Below are 22,885 nucleotides of genomic sequence, written 5' to 3' on the forward strand. Positions count from 1 at the left end.
ATGAATAAAGAAGAAAAACACGACCTTGTTCTTGCCCTCACTGAGCAAATGAAAGAGTACGGTAATTTTTATATTACTGATACTTCAAATTTAACGGTTGCCAAAATCAATGACATCCGTCGAAAATGTTTTGAGAGTGATATCAAAATTCAGGTAGCTAAAAACAGCTTGATTAAAAAAGCTATGGAAGCTGCCGGTGGCGAATTCACTGAAATATATGATGTATTAAAAGGTTCATCATCAATCCTTTTCTCAAAATCAGCAACTGCTCCGGCAAAGTTGATTAAACAATTGAGAAAAACAGGTGACAAACCGGTTTTAAAAGCAGCCTATATTGACTCAGCAGTATTTATCGGCGACAACCAAATTGATGCTCTTACTAAGTTGAAATCAAAAGAGCAATTGATTGGCGAGATCATTGGATTACTGCAATCTCCAGCGAAAAATGTGATATCGGCCCTGCAGTCAGGTGGCAACACATTGGCAGGATTAGTAAAAACATTACAAGAAAGAGGTTAATTCAAACACCTTAAAGTTTGAACATTAAAAACAAAGTATTAAAGTAAAAAAACATAATAAAATGGCGGATTTAAAAGCATTTGCTGAACAGTTAGTTAACTTGACAGTAAAAGAAGTAAACGAATTAGCTCAGATCTTGAAAGACGAGTATGGCATTGAGCCTGCTGCTGCAGCTGTAGCTGTTGCTGCTCCTGCTGCTGGCGGTGATGACGCTGCTCCAGCTGCTGCTGAGCAAACAGCATTTGACGTAATCCTGAAAGAAGCAGGTGGTCAAAAATTAGCTGTTGTTAAATTAGTAAAAGACTTAACCGGTCTTGGTTTGAAAGAAGCAAAAGATCTTGTTGACGGTGCACCAAAAGAATTAAAAACAGGTGTATCTAAAGAAGAAGCTCAATCTCTGAAAACTCAGTTAGAAGAAGCCGGAGCAGTAGTTGAGATTAAGTAATTAATCACAACACGTATAGCATCAGACTCCGACCTAAATTGGTCGGGGTCTATTGCTGTTTATAAAGGTTTGATAATAGATTTGGGACAGTGGGAATTGAGATATGAGATCTTAAGCTGTTGACAAGTTGGCGAATATCAGGCATTAGATGTTAAAATTTATCTCATATCTCACATCTGGTAACGTACGTCTTAATAGTTTAATTAACTAAAATTAAAATACCTTGGCAAACAACACAAATCAAAGAGTAAACTTCGCAACCAGCAGAAAGGTACTTGAGTACCCGGATTTTCTGGATGTGCAGTTGCAATCTTTTCAGGAATTTTTTCAATTAGAAACAACTTCAGACAATCGCCACAAAGAAGGCTTGTTTAAAGTGTTTGCCGAAAACTTTCCTATTTCAGATTCAAGAAACATCTTCGTCCTGGAGTTTCTTGATTATTTTATTGATCCGCCACGTTACGATATACGCGAGTGTATTGAACGCGGATTAACTTACAGCGTTCCGTTAAAAGCAAAACTTCGTTTGTCATGTAATGATGCCGAGCACGAAGATTTTGAAACCATTGTTCAGGACGTGTATCTGGGTACTATCCCATACATGACTCCAAAAGGAACATTTGTGATCAACGGCGCTGAACGTGTAATTGTATCGCAATTACACCGTTCGCCGGGCGTGTTCTTTGGCCAAAGCCGCCATACTAACGGTACTAAGTTGTACTCTGCCCGTGTTATCCCTTTCAAAGGTTCATGGATTGAGTTTGCTACAGACGTTAACAACGTAATGTATGCGTACATTGACCGTAAAAAGAAATTCCCGGTAACTACCTTATTGCGTGCCATTGGTTATGACTCAGATAAAGATATCTTAGAGTTGTTCGAACTGGCCGACGAGGTTAAAGTTAGCAAGTCAGGTCTTAAAAAATTCATCGGCCGTAAACTGGCTGCAAGAGTTTTGAAGAAATGGGTTGAAGACTTTGTAGATGAAGATACCGGTGAAGTAGTTTCTATTGACCGTAACGAAATTATCCTGGAGCGTGAAACCGTGCTTGAAGATGATCATATCGATATGATCATTGACGCCGGTGTTAAAACCATCATCCTGAACAAGGAAGATGCGTCTACCAGTGGTGATTACACTATTATATATAATACTTTACAAAAAGATACTTCAAACTCAGAGAAAGAAGCGGTTGAGCATATCTACCGTCAATTACGTAACGCTGAACCACCTGATGAGGAAACTGCACGTGGTATCATCGACCGTTTGTTCTTCTCTGACAAACGTTATGACCTGGGTGATGTTGGTCGTTACCGCATCAACCGTAAGTTACAACTGGATACTTCAGAAGAAACTAAGGTTTTAACTAAACAGGATATCATTGCGATAGTTAAATATCTGATCAAATTAATCAACTCAAAAGCTGAGGTGGATGATATTGATCACTTATCAAACCGTCGCGTACGTACCGTTGGCGAGCAGTTATATGCTCAGTTTGGTGTTGGTTTGGCACGTATGGCTCGTACCATCCGTGAGCGTATGAACATTCGTGACAACGAGGTGTTCACACCAACCGACCTGATCAATGCACGTACATTATCATCTGTGATCAACTCGTTCTTCGGAACTAACCAGTTATCACAGTTCATGGATCAAACCAATCCACTGGCAGAGATTACGCACAAGCGTCGTCTGTCAGCCTTAGGCCCCGGTGGTCTGTCGCGTGAGCGTGCAGGCTTCGAGGTTCGTGACGTTCACTACACCCACTACGGTAGGTTGTGTACCATCGAGACTCCTGAGGGTCCAAACATCGGTTTGATTTCATCGCTTTGCGTACACGCCAAAATCAACAACTTAGGCTTTATCGAAACGCCGTACAAACGCGTTATTAACGGTAAAGTACAAGTTCAGGAGCCGGTTATCTATTTATCTGCCGAGGATGAAGACGGTAAAACCATTGGCCAGGCAAATGCGGTTTATGATGACAAGGGCGAGTTTGCTACACCAAAAGTAAAAGCCCGTTATGAGGGTGACTTCCCGGTTATCGAGCCGGAAAGACTGGATTTGATGGACGTTGCTCCAAACCAGATCACGTCTATCGCGGCATCATTGATTCCGTTCCTGGAGCATGATGACGCTAACCGTGCATTGATGGGATCGAACATGCAGCGCCAGGCCGTTCCGCTATTACGTCCTGAAGCGCCAATTGTAGGTACCGGTTTGGAAGGTCGCGTAGCAAAAGATTCACGTACCCTGATCAACGCCGAAGGCGATGGTGTAGTTGAATATGTGGATGCTAACCAAATTGTTATTAAATATGATCGTAACGAAGACGACCGTTTGGTTTCTTTCGATGGCGATTCAAAAAGCTATATCTTAACCAAGTTCAAGAAAACCAACCAAAGCACAACCATTAACCTGAAACCTATCGTTAAGAAAGGTGAGCGCGTTGAAAAAGGACAAGTGCTTTGCGAAGGCTATGCAACTCAGGATGGTGAGCTTGCTCTGGGCCGTAACCTTAAAGTGGCATTCATGCCTTGGCAAGGTTATAACTTTGAGGATGCGATCGTAATTTCTGAGCGTGTAGTATCTCAGGATATCTTTACTTCGATTCACGTTGAAGAGTTTGAATTAGAGGTACGTGATACTAAACGTGGTGAAGAAGAATTAACACCAGATATCCCTAACGTATCAGAAGAAGCTACTAAAGACCTTGACGAAAACGGTATTATCCGTATAGGTGCTGAGGTTAAAGAAGGCGACATCCTGATTGGTAAGATCACTCCAAAAGGTGAGTCTGACCCTTCACCGGAAGAAAAACTGTTACGTGCAATTTTTGGAGACAAAGCAGGAGACGTAAAAGACGCTTCTTTGAAAACTCCACCATCAATTGCAGGTGTGGTTATCGATACTAAATTGTTCTCTCGCGCTAAGAAAACAACCAAAGCCGAAGAGAAAGCTCAGATTGACAAGCTTGACGTTAAACACGAAAAAGCATTGAAAGATCTGAAAAATACTTTGATCGATAAGTTGTTCGAGATTGTAAACGGCAAAACATCACAAGGTGTTAGCAACGTTTACAAAGAGCTGTTGGTGCCAAAAGGTGTTAAATTCACTCAGAAAATATTAGCTGAGCTGAACTACGAAAACATCAACCCGACTAAATGGACAACTGATGATGATAAAAATGATCAGATCAAGTTGTTACTGCATAACTACGGTATCAAAGTAAATGAGGAACTGGGCGCTTACCGTCGCGATAAATTTGCGATCAGCGTAGGTGACGAGCTTCCATCAGGTATTGTACAAATGGCTAAAGTTTACATCGCTAAAAAGCGTAAGCTTAAAGTAGGTGATAAAATGGCGGGCCGTCACGGTAATAAAGGTATCGTTGCACGTATTGTACGTGACGAGGATATGCCTTTCCTGGAAGACGGAACTCCGGTTGATATTGTGTTGAACCCACTGGGGGTACCTTCACGTATGAACCTTGGTCAGATCTATGAAACTGTATTGGGCTGGGCTGGTAAAGAACTGGGCGTTAAATTTGCTACTCCGATCTTTGATGGTGCAAGCCATGAAGAAGTTGAGGGTTGGATCAAAAAAGCCGGAATCCCTGAATCAGGCCGTACCTACTTATACAATGGCTTAACCGGCGATCGTTTTGATCAGCAAACTACTGTAGGTATTATTTACATGCTGAAATTAGGTCACATGGTTGACGATAAGATGCACGCACGTTCAATCGGTCCGTACTCATTAATTACACAACAACCATTGGGCGGTAAAGCTCAATTTGGTGGTCAGCGTTTTGGTGAGATGGAGGTTTGGGCACTTGAGGCATTCGGTGCTGCAAACATCCTGCAGGAGATTTTGACTGTTAAGTCGGATGATGTTGTGGGCCGTGCTAAAACTTACGAGGCTATTGTTAAAGGTGAAAACTTACCTACACCATCAGTTCCTGAATCATTCAACGTATTGGTTCATGAGCTTAGAGGTTTAGGTTTGGATATCACATTAGACTAATTTGTGAATTAGTGAATGAGCGAATGAGTGAGTAATCACACATTCACTCATTCACCACTCACTCATTCACTCATTAAAAAAAAGGGAGACTATGTCTTACAAAAAGGATAATAAAATCAAAAGTAATTTTACTACTATCACCATTAGCCTGGCTTCGCCTGAGGCTATATTGGAGCGTTCAAGCGGTGAGGTATTAAAACCAGAAACCATCAACTACAGAACCTACAAACCTGAGCGTGATGGTTTATTTTGCGAGCGTATTTTTGGTCCGGTGAAAGATTACGAGTGCCATTGCGGTAAATACAAACGTATCCGTTACAAAGGTATCGTGTGCGACCGTTGCGGTGTTGAAGTAACCGAGAAAAAAGTACGTCGTGAGCGTATGGGCCACATCAACCTGGTGGTGCCTGTAGCTCATATCTGGTATTTCCGTTCGTTACCAAACAAAATTGGTTACTTATTGGGCTTGCCAACCAAGAAATTGGATCTGATTATTTATTATGAAAGATATGTAGTTATCCAACCGGGTATTAAAGAGTCTGACGGCATCAGCGCTATGGACTTTTTAACTGAAGAAGAATACCTGGATATCCTGGATACACTACCAAAAGAGAATCAATACTTAGACGATAAAGATCCGCAGAAATTCGTTGCCAAAATGGGTGCCGAAGCTCTTGAAGAATTATTAAAACGTATTGATCTGGATCAGCTTTCTTATGATCTGCGTCACCAGGCTGCTACTGAAACTTCACAACAACGTAAAAACGAAGCGTTAAAACGTCTTCAGGTTGTGGAGGCTTTTCGTGGTTCAAAAACTCGTATCGAGAACAACCCTGAGTGGATGATCGTTAAGATCGTTCCGGTTATTCCGCCAGAATTGCGTCCATTGGTACCACTGGAAGGTGGCCGTTTCGCAACGTCTGACTTGAATGACCTTTACCGTCGTGTTATTATCCGTAACAACCGTTTAAAACGTTTGATCGAGATCAAAGCACCAGAGGTAATTTTACGTAATGAAAAACGTATGTTGCAGGAAGCTGTTGACTCGTTATTTGATAACTCACGTAAAGTTAACGCGGTAAAAACTGAAGGTAACCGTGCTTTGAAATCACTTTCAGACATCCTGAAAGGTAAACAAGGCCGTTTCCGTCAAAACTTATTAGGTAAACGTGTTGACTACTCTGCACGTTCGGTAATCGTCGTAGGTCCGAACCTCAAATTGCACGAGTGCGGTTTACCAAAAGATATGGCTGCCGAGCTGTTTAAACCATTTATCATCCGCAAAATGATTGAGCGTGGTGTGGTTAAAACGGTAAAATCAGCTAAAAAGATTGTTGACCGTAAAGACCCATTAGTTTGGGATATTTTGGAAAACGTATTGAAAGGACATCCTGTATTGCTAAACCGTGCGCCTACGTTACACCGTTTGGGTATCCAGGCGTTCCAGCCAAAATTGGTTGAAGGTAAAGCTATCCAGTTGCACCCATTAACCTGTACGGCATTCAACGCGGATTTCGACGGTGACCAGATGGCGGTTCACGTACCACTGGGTAACGCGGCAATATTAGAGGCTCAGGTATTGATGTTAGCATCGCACAACATTTTGAACCCTGCTAACGGTACGCCAATCACTGTACCTTCTCAGGACATGGTGCTGGGTCTGTACTACATTACTAAAGGCCGTAAAACTGATGCTACCAGAGTTGTAAAAGGCGAGGGCCTTACCTTCTACTCGGCTGAAGAGGTTATTATAGCCTACAACGAGAAGAAACTTGACCTGCACGCATTTATTAAAGTTAAAACTAACGTTAAAGAGCGCGATGGCAAAATAGTGAACAAGATAATTGACACTACTGTAGGCCGCGTATTATTTAACGAACATGTACCTGCCGAGGTAGGTTATATTAACGAGTTATTGACCAAGAAATCATTACGTGATATTATTGGCGAGGTGGTGAAAATTACCGGTATGGCTCGTGCAGCTCAGTTTTTGGATGATATCAAAGAACTTGGTTTTAAAATGGCGTTCCAGGGTGGTTTGTCATTTAACCTGAAGGATATCAATATCCCTGCAGAGAAGGTAACCTTGATCGAAACTGCTTCTAAACAGGTAGAAGAGGTAATGAGTAACTATAACATGGGTTTCATTACCAACAACGAACGTTACAACCAGATCATCGACATCTGGACACGTATCAACAACCGCTTAACCGCGAATGTAATGGACATTTTGAGCAACGACAACCAGGGCTTCAACTCAGTTTATATGATGTTGGATTCAGGTGCGCGTGGTTCGAAAGAGCAGATCCGTCAGCTTGCAGGTATGCGTGGTTTGATGGCGAAACCTCAAAAATCAGGTTCAGGCGGTGAGATTATCGAGAACCCTATCTTGTCAAACTTTAAAGAAGGTTTGTCAGTATTGGAGTACTTTATCTCAACCCACGGTGCCCGTAAAGGTTTGGCGGATACGGCTTTGAAAACTGCGGATGCTGGTTACCTGACCCGTCGTTTACATGACGTAGCTCAAGACATGATTGTTGGTATGGTTGATTGCGGTACCTTAAGAGGTATCTATACTACTGCGTTGAAAGACAACGAGGACATTGTAGAGCCATTATATGACCGTATACTTGGCCGTACTTCATTACATGACGTGTTTGACCCCATCACTAACGAACTGTTAGCTGGTGCCGGTGAAGACATTACCGAAGAAGTAGCTAAGAAAATCGAAAACTCGCCACTTGAAGGTATCGAGATACGTTCAGTATTAACTTGCGAAAGCAAACGTGGTGTGTGTGCATTGTGCTACGGCCGTAACCTGGCAAGCGGTAAACGCGTGCAAAAAGGCGAGGCTGTGGGTGTAATTGCTGCACAGTCAATCGGTGAGCCGGGTACACAGTTAACATTGCGTACATTCCACGTGGGTGGTACCGCATCAAACATCGCGGCTGAATCTCAGATCAACGCTAAATTTGACGGTATCATTGAGTTTGAAAACGTACGTACCGTACAGTTCGAAACTGCCGAGGAAGGTACAGTTGACGTAGTATTAGGTCGTTCAGGCGAGTTCCGTATTATTGAAGAAGGTAGCAATAAAGTTATCGTAACCAATAATATTCCTTACGGTTCATACCTATATGTAAAAGACGGTGCCAAAATTACTAAAGGCGATCGTATCTGCTCATGGGATCCGTACAACGCGGTAATTATCTCTGAATTTGCAGGTAAAGCTCAGTTTGAGGCTGTGTTGGAAGGTATCACTTTCCGTGAAGAATCTGACGAGCAAACCGGTCACCGTGAGAAAGTAATTATCGATACCAGGGACAAAACTAAAAACCCTTCTATTCAAGTTGTTGATAAACAAGGCAACGTAATTAAAGGATACAATATTCCGGTAGGTGCACACATCGCTGTTGATGAAGGTGAAAAACTACAAACCGGTCAAATTATTGCGAAGATTCCTCGTTCAACAGGTAAAACGCGAGATATTACCGGTGGTTTGCCACGTGTAACTGAGTTATTTGAGGCACGTAACCCTTCAAACCCTGCTGTAGTAACGGAGATTGACGGTGTGGTAACCTTAGGTGGTGTTAAACGTGGTAACCGCGAGATCACTATTGAATCAAAAGATGGTCAGGTCAAAAAATACCTCGTACCGCTTTCAAAACATATCCTTGTACAGGATAACGACTTTGTGAAAGCTGGTATGCCATTATCTGACGGTTCAATTTCTCCATCTGACATCTTGGCTATTAAGGGCCCTGCTGCTGTACAAGAGTATCTTGTTAATGGTATACAGGAAGTTTACCGTCTGCAAGGTGTGAAGATCAATGATAAACACTTCGAGGTTATCGTTCACCAAATGATGCAGAAAGTACAGATTGAAGATGCCGGTGATACCCGCTTCTTAGAGAAAGAGGCTGTTGACAGCTGGGATTTCATGTTAGAGAATGATGAAATCTTCGATAAGAAAGTGGTAACCGATCCAGGAGATTCAAATGTATTAAAAGCCGGCCAGATCATCTCTTTAAGAAAATTAAGAGACGAAAACTCTACCTTGAAACGTAGAGACCTGAAATTGGTTGAGGTGCGTGATGCAATCCCTGCTACTTCAAGCCCTGTTTTACAAGGTATCACACGTGCGTCGTTAGGTACCAAATCGTTCATTTCGGCGGCTTCCTTCCAGGAAACTACCAAGGTATTGAACGAAGCTGCGATTGCAGGTAAGAGAGATACTATGCTTGGCCTGAAAGAGAACGTTATCGTAGGTCACCTGATTCCTTCAGGAACCGGTTTGCGCGAATACGACAATATCCGTGTAGGTTCTCAGGAAGAATTCGACCGCCTGATGGCATCAAAAGCCGAAGAAGTAGAAGCTTAATTTTAGAGTAAATAATAATAATGCACAAAGCCTTCCGCAAAACGGAAGGCTTTGTTATTTTTACACTATGGAAGAACAAAACCAAAACCAGTTAAATATTGAACTTTCTGAAGAAGTTGCTGAAGGAACCTATTCAAATCTGGCTATAATAACGCATTCAAATCAAGAGTTTGTACTTGATTTTATTAGAATAATGCCGGGTACACCTAAGGCTAAAGTAAAATCGCGTATTATAATCACTCCTGAACATGCCAAACGGCTTTTAACTGCGCTTGAAGATAACATTGAGAAATATGAAGCGGTTAATGGCCGCATTAAAGTACAACAGGATCCTTCAGGTTTTCCAATGAATTTTGGTGGCACAATGGGCCAGGCGTAATTATTATTGACAATATTACTGGCCGTTATAAAAAAAAATATGCCAACTTTTTACTTTCCTGATCCAAAAAATATAAAAATAGCCGTGATGGGCGATATTATGATCGACCATTATATTAACGGTTCATGCGATAGGATATCTCCTGAAGCTCCTGTACAAATAGTGGATGTGAAAAATGATACTTACACACTTGGTGGTGCAGGTAATGTGTTGGAAAACTTGCATGCCTTTGGTTGCACCGGTTCCATCATTAGCATAACCGGCGATGATGATTACCGAAACATTGTTGAGGCCGAACTAAAAGGTATTATAACCGGGTTTGTTTACCTGGCTAAAGATACCAGGCGCCGCACTACGCTTAAAAGCCGCGTAGTGGTTAATAAGCACCAATTACTGCGTCTTGATAAAGAAGATAAATTTTATTGTGATGATGTAATTGGCAATGAACTTTTTGAGTGCCTCAGATCAAATATCAATAAGATTGATGTTTTGATATTATCTGATTATTGCAAGGGCGTTTTGAATGATAAGTTGGTAAAAGATACGATTGAATTATGTAACAGACATAATATCATAACACTGGTTGATTCAAAAAATAAAGATTTATCTAAATATCGCGGAGCTACAGTAATTAAACCTAATAAAAAAGAAGCGGTGTTAGCGTCTGGAATTGCGATAGTTGATAACGAAAGCCTGGAGGCAGCTTGCAAAAAAATAGCGCAGGTAACAGCTTGCGAAACTGTTGTTGTAACTTTGTCAGAGGATGGAATTGCTGCCTATAAAAACAATGTATTAATTAAAAAGCCAACAAAAGCCATTGACGTTTATGACGTTACAGGGGCCGGCGATACGGTAGTAGCTGCATTAGCTTTTGCGCTGGCTAATAAGCTATCAATAGCTGAAGCTTGTGATTTTGCAAATAGCGCTGCGGCTATTGTGGTAGCTAAGTTTGGTAGTGCAGTTGCAACATTACAGGAGATAAATAACTTATAAAATAGGACGATACTGTTCAAGAATGATATACAGATACGCGACTTTTATTAAATTAGTAAACTTAACAATTGACTATATCATGCTCAATTTGAGCATGTTTTTAGCGTATTTGTTTATCAATAATCCAACAACCTGGCAAGCCGACAATAAATATTTGTTAATCATTTTGGTTTTTAACTTGGTATGGTTATTATCTACAAATATTACGGGTTTATATGAAAGCGTGCTACATAAAGACTCTATTTTAACTTATCGCGATTTTTTAAAAGCCTACCTGCTGTTTATATTCCTTTTATCGTTTTTTGTAATAATAATAGGTATACAATCTTATTTGGTTACCCGGGAGTACTTGCTTTACTCTGTCATTATCTTTGGTTTTTTAGTAGGTGGATGGAAATTGATATTCCTGGCAATAAGAAAAAGTAACCGCGACCTTTTTGTAAACTCAAGAACTATTGTGATAGTTGGGTCAGGGCGTATAGCTATGGACATATTTCAATATTTTGAAAATCATAAGCACAGCGGTTACAGAGTGATTGGTTTTTTTGATGACAAAGCCTCACGTGTTGCAGAGATTGGGCTATACCTGGGCAGTGTTTCAGATGTTATAGATTTTACACTTGAAAATAATGTCCACGAGATATTTTGTGCCCTGCCTACATCTCAATCAAAGCAAATAGAAGATCTGATGCTAGCGGCCGATAAGCATTTGATCAGGTTCAAGATCATACCCGAATATATCAAGTCGAAAAAGTTGATGCAGGTAGAGAACTACGATCACATACCTGTAATCTCTGTGCGACCGGAGCCATTGGAAAACATGCTGAACCGGTTTATTAAGCGCGCGTTTGATATTGTGTTTTCTCTATTCGTTATTGTGTTTGTTATTAGCTGGTTATTTCCTATCCTGGCTATCATTATAAAGCTGCAATCAAAGGGGCCTGTATTTTTTACGCAAGAGCGTTCAGGAAAGGACAATGTGCCATTTAAGTGTTATAAATTTAGAAGTATGCGGGTTAATGCTGATTCTGACACTAAACAAGCCACACGCTCGGATTCGCGTATTACACCAATAGGCGCATTTATCCGGAAAACCAGTTTAGACGAATTTCCGCAATTTTTCAATGTATTGATGGGACATATGTCTGTTGTTGGGCCCAGGCCACATATGATAAGCCATACAGAACGTTATTCGCAATTAATAGATCAATTTATGGTTCGCCACTTTTTAAAACCTGGCATTACCGGTTGGGCACAAATAAACGGGTTTAGGGGCGAAACCAAGACCACTGAGGATATGTTACAAAGGGTAGAGGCTGACGTATGGTATTTAGAAAACTGGTCGTTTTTATTAGATCTTAAGATCATATTCCTGACCTTTTGGAACGTGCTTAAAGGAGAGGAAAAGGCATTTTAATTATAAAATTAAACATCATAGTAATGGATAAAAATTCCAAAATATATATCGCAGGTCATAGAGGCATGGTTGGGTCTGCCATTTATAGAAAACTTCAAAGTGAAGGCTTCGAAAACCTGATCACCCGTACATCAGCAGAGCTCGATTTACGCAATCAACAGGCTGTTGCCGATTTTTTTGCGCAGGAAAAACCTGACTATGTTTTCTTAGCTGCTGCTAAAGTGGGTGGTATAGTGGCAAACAATACTTATCGAGCTGATTTTATTTACGAAAATCTTGCGATACAGAATAACGTTATCCATTCATCGTATGTAAATGGCGTGACCAAATTGATGTTTTTAGGATCAAGCTGTATTTATCCCAAAATGGCTCCGCAGCCTTTAAAAGAAGACTATTTATTAACCGGCCCCCTTGAAGAAACCAACGAGCCTTATGCTATAGCGAAAATTGCCGGTATCAAAATGTGTGACGCCTATCGTGCACAATACGGCTGTAACTATATATCTGTAATGCCTACCAATTTGTACGGGTATAATGATAATTATCACCCCCAAAATTCGCACGTATTGCCGGCATTAATCAGGAGATTTCATGAGGCTAAAGAACAACGTGTTCCTTCAGTTACCATTTGGGGTACAGGCACACCTAAACGCGAGTTTTTGTTTGCTGACGACTTGGCATCTGCTTGCTATTACTTAATGCAAAACTACGACGAGCCGGGGTTGGTAAACATAGGTACAGGTGAAGATATATCAATTAAAGACCTGGCTTTGCTGGTTAAAAAGATAATTGGCTACGAAGGTTCAATTGAATTTGATACTGCAAAACCCGACGGCACGCCACGCAAATTGATGGATGTAAGTAAATTACATAGTAAGGGCTGGAAACATACCGTTGAATTAGAGCAGGGAATAAAACTTGCATATCAAGACTTTTTAAGAAAATAAATTTTATTATTTATAAAACACATACGAAGCCAAACTTTACGGTAATCTAATTGTTTATTGGATGATAATTTAGTGTTCCTCATATTTAATAATGACTTTTTCGTCAGGTTTGAATTATTAAAATTGCGTATTATTGCACCTGTTATTTTTCAATAAAACATAAAATTTATTGAGTAGTGCTTACAATAAGACATGAATAAACTAAAAATATGTTTGGCTTTGCTGGGCGTAATACTCTGCATTTTTGCGTGTAGTCCGGTATCAGCACAAACGCTACCTCAAAACTTATCGAACGTAAATATTGACAGTTATTCTGATGACCAGATACGTCAACTCTTACAAGCAGCTAAAGCACAAGGTTTAACCGACGCTCAACTCATACAATTAGCTGAAAGCCGCAACCTTTCACCTGATCAAGCCCAGCGTTTACAAGCCCGAATAACTGAAGTGAGAAGAAAAGACGGGAATACTACAGGTTACAGTGGCAGTACCGATACGGTAATAAATACAGATGCAATCCGAAAAGTGAATGGGGGTAAATCTGGAGATGGGATTGCTAAAGACAATAACAATGATGTTTTAAGTGCTTTGCAATCCAAAATTTTTGGCGCCAGCCTTTTCAGAAACGCTAACGCTAATTCCTTTCAACCCAATTTAAAAATAGCTACACCGGTAAACTATATTGTGGGTCCAGACGATAAATTGGTAATTAATGTATATGGTAATTCTATTGCAAATTGGACGCTAACAGTGTCTCCAGAGGGAAATATTAACATCCCTGGGGTGGGGGTTTTGAATGTGGCTGGTAAGACTATAGAGCAGGCCACTACTTCGATAAAAAGCAGACTTGCAGCTAACAGGTATGCTATCGGAAATGGAACTAATGTACAGGTTAGTTTAGGTGATATCAGGAGTATTAGCGTCCGTATTCAGGGCGAACTGGTTAGACCTGGCACTTACACACTGCCGTCGCTATCGTCTGCCTTTGACGCGCTTTATGCTGCCGGCGGGCCGAGTGATATTGGCTCATTTCGTAAAATTGAAATTATCAGAGGCAATAAAGTGATTAGAAAACTTGATTTGTATGAATACCTGGTGCATGGCGATCATAAGGACGATATTGTATTGAAGGATCAGGATGAGATACACGTACCGCCTTATACTATGCATGTTGAATTGCGCGGAGAAGTAAAAGTGCCGGCCATATTTGAACCGTTACCCAATGAAAAGTTAAAAGACATTATAAATTATGCTGGAGGGTTTACAGATCAGGCTTATACAGCTCATATTAAAGTTATCCAAGCCAGCGACAGACAACGCCGTATAAGTGATATTTTTGAGAAAGATTTCGATACTTATACCCCCAAAAGAGGTGATATATATACGGTAGACCGTATTCTAAATCGTTTTGAAAATCGGGTAGTTATAACGGGAGCGGTTTTTCGACCGGGCGACTACGAGTTACAACAAGGGCTAACTGTTTCTCAATTAATCAAGAATGCTGGTGGTTTAAAAGAGGATGCTTTCACAGGTAGGGGAAGTATTATAAGATTGAACCCGGATAATACAACGCAACAACTATCATTTAATTTGCGGGATATAATGAATAATTCTTCTGCAGATATTGTATTACAGCGTGAGGACAATGTTACAATTACGTCGTTATTTGATTTACATGATCCATACAAAGTAACCATTAAAGGACAGGTTAGAAAACCAGGTGACTTTAATTATGCCGATAGTATGAAAGTTGCCGATTTGATTTTGAAAGCTGGGGGCTTTGCCGAAGGAGCAAGCTCGAAAAGGATAGAGGTGTCGAGACGAGTTTTCGATAGCGATCCTTCTCAAAAAGGAAGCAGAGTTGCCCAGGTCTTTAGTATAAATGTTGATTCTAATTTAAAATTCGAGGACATAAAGTTTTCCCTTAAGCCTTTTGACATTGTGTCGGTTTACAGTTTGCCGGGCTATGAGATACAAAAGGTAGTGAAAGTTGAAGGAGAAGTAATATTTCCCGGCTATTATACTATCGAAAAAAAGAACGAGAAAATATCTGATCTGGTTAGACGTGCCGGCGGGCTAACTCAATCGGCAGATGTAGAAGGTGGTAGCCTACGCAGGGACAATGCAGCTGTTTTAGGTGTAGATAAAACTAAATTAGATACAGTAGCTTTGAATAGAGAAAGATCAGAACGCCTGAAAAGATTACAACGTAGCTATAAAGATTCTACAAATAACTCAGTTGATACTTCACAATTTAGAAACAATTATGTTGGTATCAACCTAAAGAAGATATTGGCGCGCCCTGGTTCAGGAGAGGATTTGATATTAGAAAATGGCGATGTACTTAGAATCCCTAAAGAGCAGCAAACGGTTAGAGTAAACGGTGAAGTATTATATCCAAGTGCCGTTGTTTATAGCAAAAATAAATCGTTTAGAGATTATGTATTAAATGCAGGTGGCTTTTCTCCGAGCGCGCTTAAACGAGGAGCCTATGTTGTTTATCCAAATGGTACCGTTAAGGGAACGAGTAAATTTTTATTTTTTAATAGCCATCCCCGTGTCAAGCCCGGCAGCGAGATTTTTGTACCAAAGAAGCCGGTTAACAATACAAACACGGGCCAACTGATATTGGGGTACACTACAGGTTTAGCTTCATTAGGCGCAATTATTTTAGGCATATTAAGTTTAAAAAGGTAATCAGGCATGGTTAATTCAGATCAACAAATTGCTGTAAGCCAAGCTCAAGAAATTTCTCTATCACAGCTTGTCCAAAAAATTAGAAGCTGGAAGAAGTTAATTTTATCTAAATGGAAAAGGATCTTGCTGTGTGCAGTTATAGGATGCGTGATTGGATTGGCATATTCCTTTTATAAAAAACCTGTATATAAGGCTGAGCTAAGTTTTGCACTTCAGGACGAAAAGTCAGGTGGAAATTTAGGTGGGGCTTTAGGTTTGGCTAGCCAATTTGGTGTCGATTTGGGTAGTTTAGGCTCTGCTGGTGGCGAATTCTCGGGCGATAACCTGATGGCTTTGATGCAGTCGCGTTTTGTTGTTCAAAAGGCTTTACTGTCTCCTGTTATGATCAAGGGAAAGAGTACAACATTAGCACAATATTATATTGATTTTAATAAGCTAAAAGAAAAGTGGAAGGGAAACCCTGAACTTGAAAAGATTACCTATCCAGTTGGCGCCGACGCTTCTAAATTTACGCTAACACAAGATAGCCTTTTAGGTGTTTTTCATAAAACGCTTATTAAGGAAAACTTAAACGTAGACAAGGTTGATAAAAAACTAACTATTATTTCAGTTGTAGTTAAAACTACTGACGAATTATTTTCAAAAAACTTTGCAGAAGTGTTAGTTAAAGTTGTTTCTGACTTTTACATAAAAACGAAAACTGAAAAAGCAGAAAAAAATGTTGCAGTATTACAACGTCAGACGGATTCTGTAAGGGCTATGCTAAACGCGGCAATAAGCGGCGTTGCATTGTCTAACGACGCCGCCCCTAACGCTAATCCGTTTTTGCAAAGTTTACGTGTTCCATCTCAAAAACGACAGGTGGATGTACAAGCCAATACCGCTATTTTAAGTGAATTGGTGAAAAACCTGGAAATATCGAAAATGTCTTTGTTACAAGAAACACCACTTATCCACATTATTGATACACCTATTTTGCCTCTTGAAAAAGATAAGGTTGGCAGGTTAAAGGGCGCTGTAGTAGGCGCAATTATCGGCATATTATTGTCAATAATAATTATTACGGTTAATACTTTTATTCAAAAATTACTGGCCTGAAATTGGCAAATGCGTATGTCTATTACAAAAAAAAGATTGCACTTCAAGTGGATAGGTTAAACAAATTACTTAAGTTAAACGATAGCAAAAGCAAAACCGTAGTTCTGAATGCTTTTTATTCGATTTTTATCAAGGTTCTAAATGTAAGTGTAAATTTTCTTACCATACCGTTGGTTTTAACTTTTTTGAGTGTTACCCAATACGGTATATGGCTTACTTTAACGGCGGTTTTAGGATGGTTTTCCTTATTTGATTTGGGGTTTGGAAATGGCCTTCGGAATCATTTAACCATAGCCGTAGCTAAGGGAGATTTTGAGAAGGGACGGATATATGTATCAACCACATACGCGGCATTGAGCATAATATTTGGGTCACTCATCGTCATTTTTTTATGTATACATCCTTTCATAAACTGGGTAAAAGTGTTTAATGCCCCGGTATCAATGGAGTATGATTTAAATAACGCTGTTTTATTTGCTATTTGTTTTTTATTCGTGCAATTTGTTGTTCGTCTTATAAATACTGTGTTGCTGTCATTTCAGCGTGCGGCAATGGCTGATCTTACTAATGCATTAGTACAAGTAGTTATTTTAATAGGTTTATTTCTATTAAAATCATCAAATTATAATTCGTTAACAGCGGTTGCAGTTGTTTACTCGCTGAGTCCTATAATTATTTTCTTTGTTTTCACATTTTATTTATTTTTCAGACCTTATCATCTGATAAGGCCATCTATCTCTTTTGTTAAAAGATCTTACGTTAGCAAACTCATTAAACTAGGTATCAATTTTTTTGTAATTCAAATTGCTGCTTTAGTCCTATTTGCCTCAGACAATTTTATAATTGCCCAACTTTTTGCGCCGGCGCAAGTAACTACTTATAATGTAGCCTATAAATACTTCAGTATCGCGAGTATATTTTTTACCATAATATTAACACCAGTTTGGTCAATGACAACCCAAGCCTACGTCGAAAAAGATTGGACCTGGATAGTTGACTCTATGAAAAAGCTAAAGTTTGTTTGGGCCGGTCTATTGGTGGGTGGATTATTGCAAATGGGTGTTGCCACACCTTTATATAAAATTTGGACTAATAACAAGGTATTGGTGCCATTTCAATTGTCATTAATTATGTTTCTGTATTTTGTTACAACAAATTGGTGCTCTATATATTCAAACTTTCTAAATGGTGTAGGCAAAATAAAAATACAATTGCTTTGTGGAGTTATTGGTATGGTTTTCAATGTTCCATTCGCGATTTTTTTGGCGAAATATTGTAAGTTAGGTATTATCGGAATTCCCTTGGCAACCATTTCTACTATGATATTTGCTAATATTGTGAATTTAATTCAATACAATAAAATAATAAATAATAATGCTCATGGCATTTGGAATAAGTAGCGAATAAAGTGATAAGAGATATTTTAATATTTGGCATCCGGCTTTTTAAAAAATTAATTTTTAAACTAAGTGATTTAGAAAATAGCGCACTTTGCGAAAAACTTACCACTAACAACGGCGGGGTATTTCTATCGCAGGCTAGTATCACAAACCTGCAAAATGACAAGAAAAAAATAATCATTGGTAAAGGGTCGCATATTCGGGGTCAACTATTAATATACCCGTATGATGGTAAAATAACCATAGGGGATTATTGTTATATCGGAGAAGGCTCAAGATTATGGTCTGGCGAAAGTATCACCATTGGGAATAACGTATTGATATCTCATAATGTAAATATCATGGACACAAACGCGCATGAAATCGATTCAGTAGAGCGGGCTTTGTCTTATCGAGATATGACTTTAAATGGCCACCCTTTAAATAAAGGGTCTGTTCAAACTGCTTCAATTGTGATAGGTAACGACGTTTGGATTAATTTTAACGTGTCGATATTAAAAGGAGTGACTATTGGACAAGGAGCTATAATAGCGGCGGGTAGTGTGGTAACACACAATATACCCCCGTATGTTTTGGCTGCCGGTGTGCCTGCAAAAGTGTTAAAGAATTTAAATATCAACGATAAATAACCTACACCCAATTTTTAATATTAATAATTTGTTGTCAACGCTTTATTTTAACGTGAAATATGTTTAATTTATTAAAAACGGAAATAAAAAAGTGGTTGTTTAAAAGACGCTTGAAACAAATACGACAATATATTACTGCCGGGAACTCACTTTTTTGGCAACAATTTGACCTTGTATTGGTTAAACCTGAGCCAGGAAAGAAATATTTACAAGTTGGCGATGATACAGTACTAGATTGCAGAGTAGTGTTCGAAACGTCGGCAGGAAGGGTTATAGTAGGAAATAATACATTTATTGGTTCTAGTACCATTATTTGCCGATCAAAGATCGAATTTGAAAACGATATCTTCGTGGCATGGGGAACCTGTTTTTATGACCATGATTCTCATTCTGTCGACTATAGACATAGAGAAGCTGATATAAGGCAACAGTTAATTGATCATCGGAACAATAGAAATTTTATAGAAAACAAAAATTGGGATGTAGTAAATTCTAAACCCATAAAGATTTGCTCCAATGCGTGGATTGGGATGAACTGTATCATTTTGAAAGGTGTAACTATTGGTGAGGGTGCTATAGTTGGCGCAGGCAGCGTAGTAACAAAGGATGTAGCGCCATGGACAGTGGTAGGCGGTAACCCGGCAAAGATGTTGAAAGAATTACCTGAGAATTTGCGAAAAAAATGAAAATACTAGTTATAGGTTCCAAAGGTTTTGTAGGCTTAAATACTTTTAATTATTTCAACAACGGAAATAATGAGGTATGGGGCGCAGATATTTTGGAGTCAGATGATAAAAATTATTTTAGGTTGGAGCGGCAAAATACTTCTTATGAACCTATTTTTGAAGCACATAAGTTTGACGTTTGTATCAATGCAAGTGGTAACGGAAGCGTTCCCATATCTCTGAATTTACCAGTATTTGATTTTGAGCTCAACGTAACTAATACTTTAAAGGTACTTGATGCTATCAGATTAAATAATCCACAATGTAAATACATAAGCTTGTCTTCAGCAGCTGTGTATGGTAATCCCGCGATTATGCCGGTGACAGAAGATTCGCCATTGAAACCACTGTCGCCATACGGATGGCATAAGTTATACACAGAATACCTTTGCAAGGAGTATTACTATTTATATAATTTGCAAACCATAAACTTGCGGCTATTTTCAGTTTACGGCGAACATTTACGTAAACAGCTTTTTTGGGACACATATCAAAAAAGTTTAAGGTCTAAAACGGTCGAACTTTTTGGTTCGGGTAATGAAACCCGCGATTTTATTTACATACAAGATCTTAACCGGGCGCTTGATTGTGTGATACAACGGGGCTTATTTAACGGTGAGGCTGTTAATGTTGGCTCGGGCGTAGAAACAGCCATTAATGAGGCGGCTGCAATTTTCTGTAAAGCAATTGATCAGAATATCAAACTGAAATTTAATCAGCTTGTTAAGCCTGGCGATCCGCTTAATTGGAAATCAGATATATCAATTTTGAAAAGTTTTGGGTTTGAACCCCAGGTGTCAATAGAAGAGGGTTTAACTAACACAGCTCAATGGATGAAAGAAAACGCATAGGTCTGATTTATCAATACAACGAAAATTGGATCGGTGGTACTTATTATATACTCAATATCATACGTGCCTTAAATAAATTAGACGAACCTATAAAGCCATTTCTAACTATCTATTATAACTCAGGTTCGTCTTTAGATAGTATTAGTGCTTTAGGCTATAAGCATATAGAATTTATTAAATTTTCATCGGCGCTGAGCGTACCGCAAAAAGTTGGAAACATACTTTCTCTTAAAATTTTTGGCACACAAGTGTTTAAGAAAAAACTTCCCGCTAATTATGTCGAGAATTTTTATTTTAAAACCTTTGATATAGACGAAAGTAATATAGGAAAATACTTTTTTTGGATTGCAGATCTTCAGGATCTGTGTTTACCTCAATTTTTTAGAAAACGTGAGCTTGATAAACGTATTGCTAACTATAACCGAATGGTCAAAGAGAAACAGCCTGTTGTTTTTAGCAGCAACGCCGCCCTTGCCGATTTTGATAGATTTTTCCCGGGCAACTCTAATCTGAAAAAGGTATTACCTTTTGTTAGTATTACAGATTCTGATTTCAAAAGCATTTCAATAGGGGCCTTAAAAGTTAAATTCGGAATAAAGGGTAAATACTTTATTTGTTCTAATCAGTTTTGGCGTCATAAAAATCATATTGTTGTTCTAAAAGCCTTTGCTCTTTTTGTTAAAACAAACCCTGAAGTGCAATTGGTATTTACCGGCAAGGAGCATGATTATCGCGATCCTGACTATACCAACGAGGTAAAGGCTTACGCCAGCCAACTTGGGCTTGACGAAAAAGTATTATTTCTGGGTTTTATTGACAGGGATGAACAGCTTAAATTAATGGAAGAAAGCATTTGTATCGTTCAACCATCACTATTTGAAGGATGGAGTACCACGGTTGAGGACGCTAAGTTTTTAAATCAACCAGTGATATGCTCTGATATTGCTGTGCATAGAGAGCAATTACCAGACTCTGCACTCTTTTTTACACCAGCTGATGAAAATCAGCTTTTGGAAAAATTGAACGAAGTTACCGCAAATGGCTATGAAGGCAAAATGCATTTTGACTACGAAGCAGCTATCAAAAAATTTGGCGAAGGTTTTTTAAATATTTTTAACTGATGAAAACATCCGTTTCCCGAAAAATAATTGTGTCACAAGGGTTAACAATTTTGCATTTTCCGGAAGTAGCTACCAGTATTGAAGCTAAAGGTAATGAGGTTACTTATATAACGGGATGGATACCTTCTTTCTATCAGAAACCTATAGCTAATTTTTTTGGACGTCTGCTTAACAAGAAAAATTTGTACGCGAGGCTTATCGCCAGAAAGCCTAAAATTACCGATGACAGAATAATTAAACTGACCCTTTGCGAAATTTATTACTGGCTATTATCAGTTGGGGCTAAACTTAAGTTTTTATCCGTTACACAAGTTAACGTCAAGGCCTGGACGTATTTTGGAAAATGTTCTGCTAAATATATTGATAATCAAAGCATATTTCATTTAAGAAGCGGTACCGGCCAGGGAGGAGCGATCCTTAAAGCTAAAAGCAAGAATATAATTACTGTTGCCGATCATAGTATCGCTCACCCTGCTGAAATGGATAGAGTTTTATCGGCAGAGTATGCAAAATACGGACTACCTTTTGAATTGGGAGCTAATGATGATTTTTGGAAAATAATAATTTTAGATTGTCACCAAAGTGATTATGTTTTGGTGAATTCTGATTACGTTGCGCAAACCTTCATAGCAAATGGCTTTCGGGCCGAAAAAATTAAAGTTATTTACCTTGGCGTACGCGAAGATTTTTTGGGGTTGAAAAATAATTGGAATAAACATCAAATACCAAAATTATTATTTACCGGTACTTTTAGTGTCAGAAAAGGGGCGCATATATTATTAGAAGCTGTAGAAATACTTAACCAAAATGGCTTAGTATTTTCACTTGACGTGGTAGGGCCCGATGAGTTTACCGGCGCTTATAACAAACCGCTTCCGGCTAATATAAATATGGTAGGTAATGTCATACAAGATGATTTAAAGCAATATTTGGCCAATAGTGATATATATGTGTTTCCTACCTTGTCTGAGGGTTGTGCAAAATCTGTTATGGAGGCTATGGCTGCCGGTTTGCCGGTAGTAACTACAGTTAATAGTGGCGCACCTATTGTTGACAATGAGTCGGGCTTTTTAGCTGAAGTTGGAAGCGTTCAGAGTCTGGTAAATAAAATTAAAATTGCCATAGATAATAACGAGTTACGCCAATATATAGGTAAGCATACAATATCACTGGTAGAAAATAATTATAGTTGGCGTAATTACGCCTATAATTTATCGACGTTTTATAATGAAGTATTGAATAATCAATATTAAACC

16 protein-coding genes are annotated in these 22,885 nt (G+C 39.0%); all 16 read left to right on the forward strand.

The genetic code is table 11. From position 1 onward, the window contains the following. The 16 genes from rplJ to ACFS5N_RS15320 all read left to right on the forward strand — a co-directional run bounded on the left by rplJ (position 1) and on the right by ACFS5N_RS15320 (position 22,882). Positions 1-519 (forward strand): 50S ribosomal protein L10, encoded by a 519-nt coding sequence (rplJ, locus tag ACFS5N_RS15245; RefSeq protein WP_377187346.1) that lies wholly within the window; start codon positions 1-3, stop codon positions 517-519. A gap of 61 nt (positions 520-580) precedes the next feature. Then, the gene (rplL, locus tag ACFS5N_RS15250; RefSeq protein ID WP_377187349.1) at positions 581-964 is read left to right on the forward strand and encodes a 50S ribosomal protein L7/L12; all 384 of its coding nucleotides are present in this window, start codon (positions 581-583) and stop codon (positions 962-964) included. 223 nt (positions 965-1,187) lie between these two features. Further along, positions 1,188-4,991, forward strand: coding sequence for a DNA-directed RNA polymerase subunit beta (gene rpoB / locus ACFS5N_RS15255; RefSeq protein WP_377187352.1), 3,804 nt, complete (start codon positions 1,188-1,190; stop codon positions 4,989-4,991). Between the two features lie 91 nt (positions 4,992-5,082). Further along, entirely contained in the window at positions 5,083-9,372 is a 4,290-nt protein-coding gene (gene rpoC, locus ACFS5N_RS15260; RefSeq protein WP_377187355.1) for a DNA-directed RNA polymerase subunit beta', read from the forward strand. Between the two features lie 67 nt (positions 9,373-9,439). Continuing rightward, on the forward strand, positions 9,440-9,751 hold the full coding sequence (locus ACFS5N_RS15265) for a DUF3467 domain-containing protein (protein WP_377187357.1): 312 nt from the start codon (positions 9,440-9,442) through the stop codon (positions 9,749-9,751). 39 nt (positions 9,752-9,790) lie between these two features. Then, positions 9,791-10,744, forward strand: a complete 954-nt coding sequence (locus ACFS5N_RS15270) for a bifunctional heptose 7-phosphate kinase/heptose 1-phosphate adenyltransferase (RefSeq protein WP_377187360.1) — start codon at positions 9,791-9,793, stop codon at positions 10,742-10,744. A 79-nt stretch (positions 10,745-10,823) separates the two neighbouring features. Further along, complete coding sequence (locus ACFS5N_RS15275) at positions 10,824-12,161, forward strand: undecaprenyl-phosphate glucose phosphotransferase (RefSeq protein ID WP_377187363.1); 1,338 nt, start codon at positions 10,824-10,826, stop codon at positions 12,159-12,161. Positions 12,162-12,184: 23 nt separating this feature from the next. Then, the gene (fcl, locus tag ACFS5N_RS15280; protein ID WP_377187366.1) at positions 12,185-13,108 is read left to right on the forward strand and encodes a GDP-L-fucose synthase; all 924 of its coding nucleotides are present in this window, start codon (positions 12,185-12,187) and stop codon (positions 13,106-13,108) included. 192 nt (positions 13,109-13,300) lie between these two features. Next, on the forward strand, positions 13,301-15,805 hold the full coding sequence (locus tag ACFS5N_RS15285; RefSeq protein ID WP_377187369.1) for an SLBB domain-containing protein: 2,505 nt from the start codon (positions 13,301-13,303) through the stop codon (positions 15,803-15,805). Between the two features lie 6 nt (positions 15,806-15,811). Beyond that, positions 15,812-16,903: a lipopolysaccharide biosynthesis protein gene (locus tag ACFS5N_RS15290; protein WP_377187372.1), complete on the forward strand. Its 1,092-nt coding sequence runs from the start codon at positions 15,812-15,814 to the stop codon at positions 16,901-16,903. Between the two features lie 2 nt (positions 16,904-16,905). Further along, the gene (locus ACFS5N_RS15295) at positions 16,906-18,303 is read left to right on the forward strand and encodes a lipopolysaccharide biosynthesis protein (RefSeq protein WP_377187375.1); all 1,398 of its coding nucleotides are present in this window, start codon (positions 16,906-16,908) and stop codon (positions 18,301-18,303) included. An 8-nt stretch (positions 18,304-18,311) separates the two neighbouring features. Beyond that, a complete protein-coding gene (locus ACFS5N_RS15300) occupies positions 18,312-18,932 on the forward strand; it encodes an acyltransferase (RefSeq protein ID WP_377187378.1) in 621 nt (206 codons plus the stop codon). A 59-nt stretch (positions 18,933-18,991) separates the two neighbouring features. After that, positions 18,992-19,618: an acyltransferase gene (locus ACFS5N_RS15305; RefSeq protein WP_377187381.1), complete on the forward strand. Its 627-nt coding sequence runs from the start codon at positions 18,992-18,994 to the stop codon at positions 19,616-19,618. Beyond that, positions 19,615-20,508: an NAD-dependent epimerase/dehydratase family protein gene (locus ACFS5N_RS15310; protein ID WP_377187384.1), complete on the forward strand. Its 894-nt coding sequence runs from the start codon at positions 19,615-19,617 to the stop codon at positions 20,506-20,508. The genes ACFS5N_RS15305 and ACFS5N_RS15310 overlap by 4 nt, the downstream gene beginning before the upstream one ends. Beyond that, positions 20,487-21,629, forward strand: coding sequence for a glycosyltransferase family 4 protein (locus tag ACFS5N_RS15315; protein WP_377187387.1), 1,143 nt, complete (start codon positions 20,487-20,489; stop codon positions 21,627-21,629). The genes ACFS5N_RS15310 and ACFS5N_RS15315 overlap by 22 nt, the downstream gene beginning before the upstream one ends. After that, positions 21,629-22,882 carry a glycosyltransferase family 4 protein gene (locus ACFS5N_RS15320; RefSeq protein ID WP_377187390.1) on the forward strand — a complete coding sequence of 418 codons (1,254 nt, stop codon included), beginning with the start codon at positions 21,629-21,631 and terminating at the stop codon, positions 22,880-22,882. Before ACFS5N_RS15315 ends, ACFS5N_RS15320 begins: the two co-directional genes overlap by 1 nt. Positions 22,883-22,885: the final 3 nt, after the last annotated feature.

Source organism: Mucilaginibacter ximonensis, from assembly GCF_042686265.1.
Taxonomy (GTDB): Bacteria; Bacteroidota; Bacteroidia; order Sphingobacteriales; family Sphingobacteriaceae; genus Mucilaginibacter; species Mucilaginibacter ximonensis.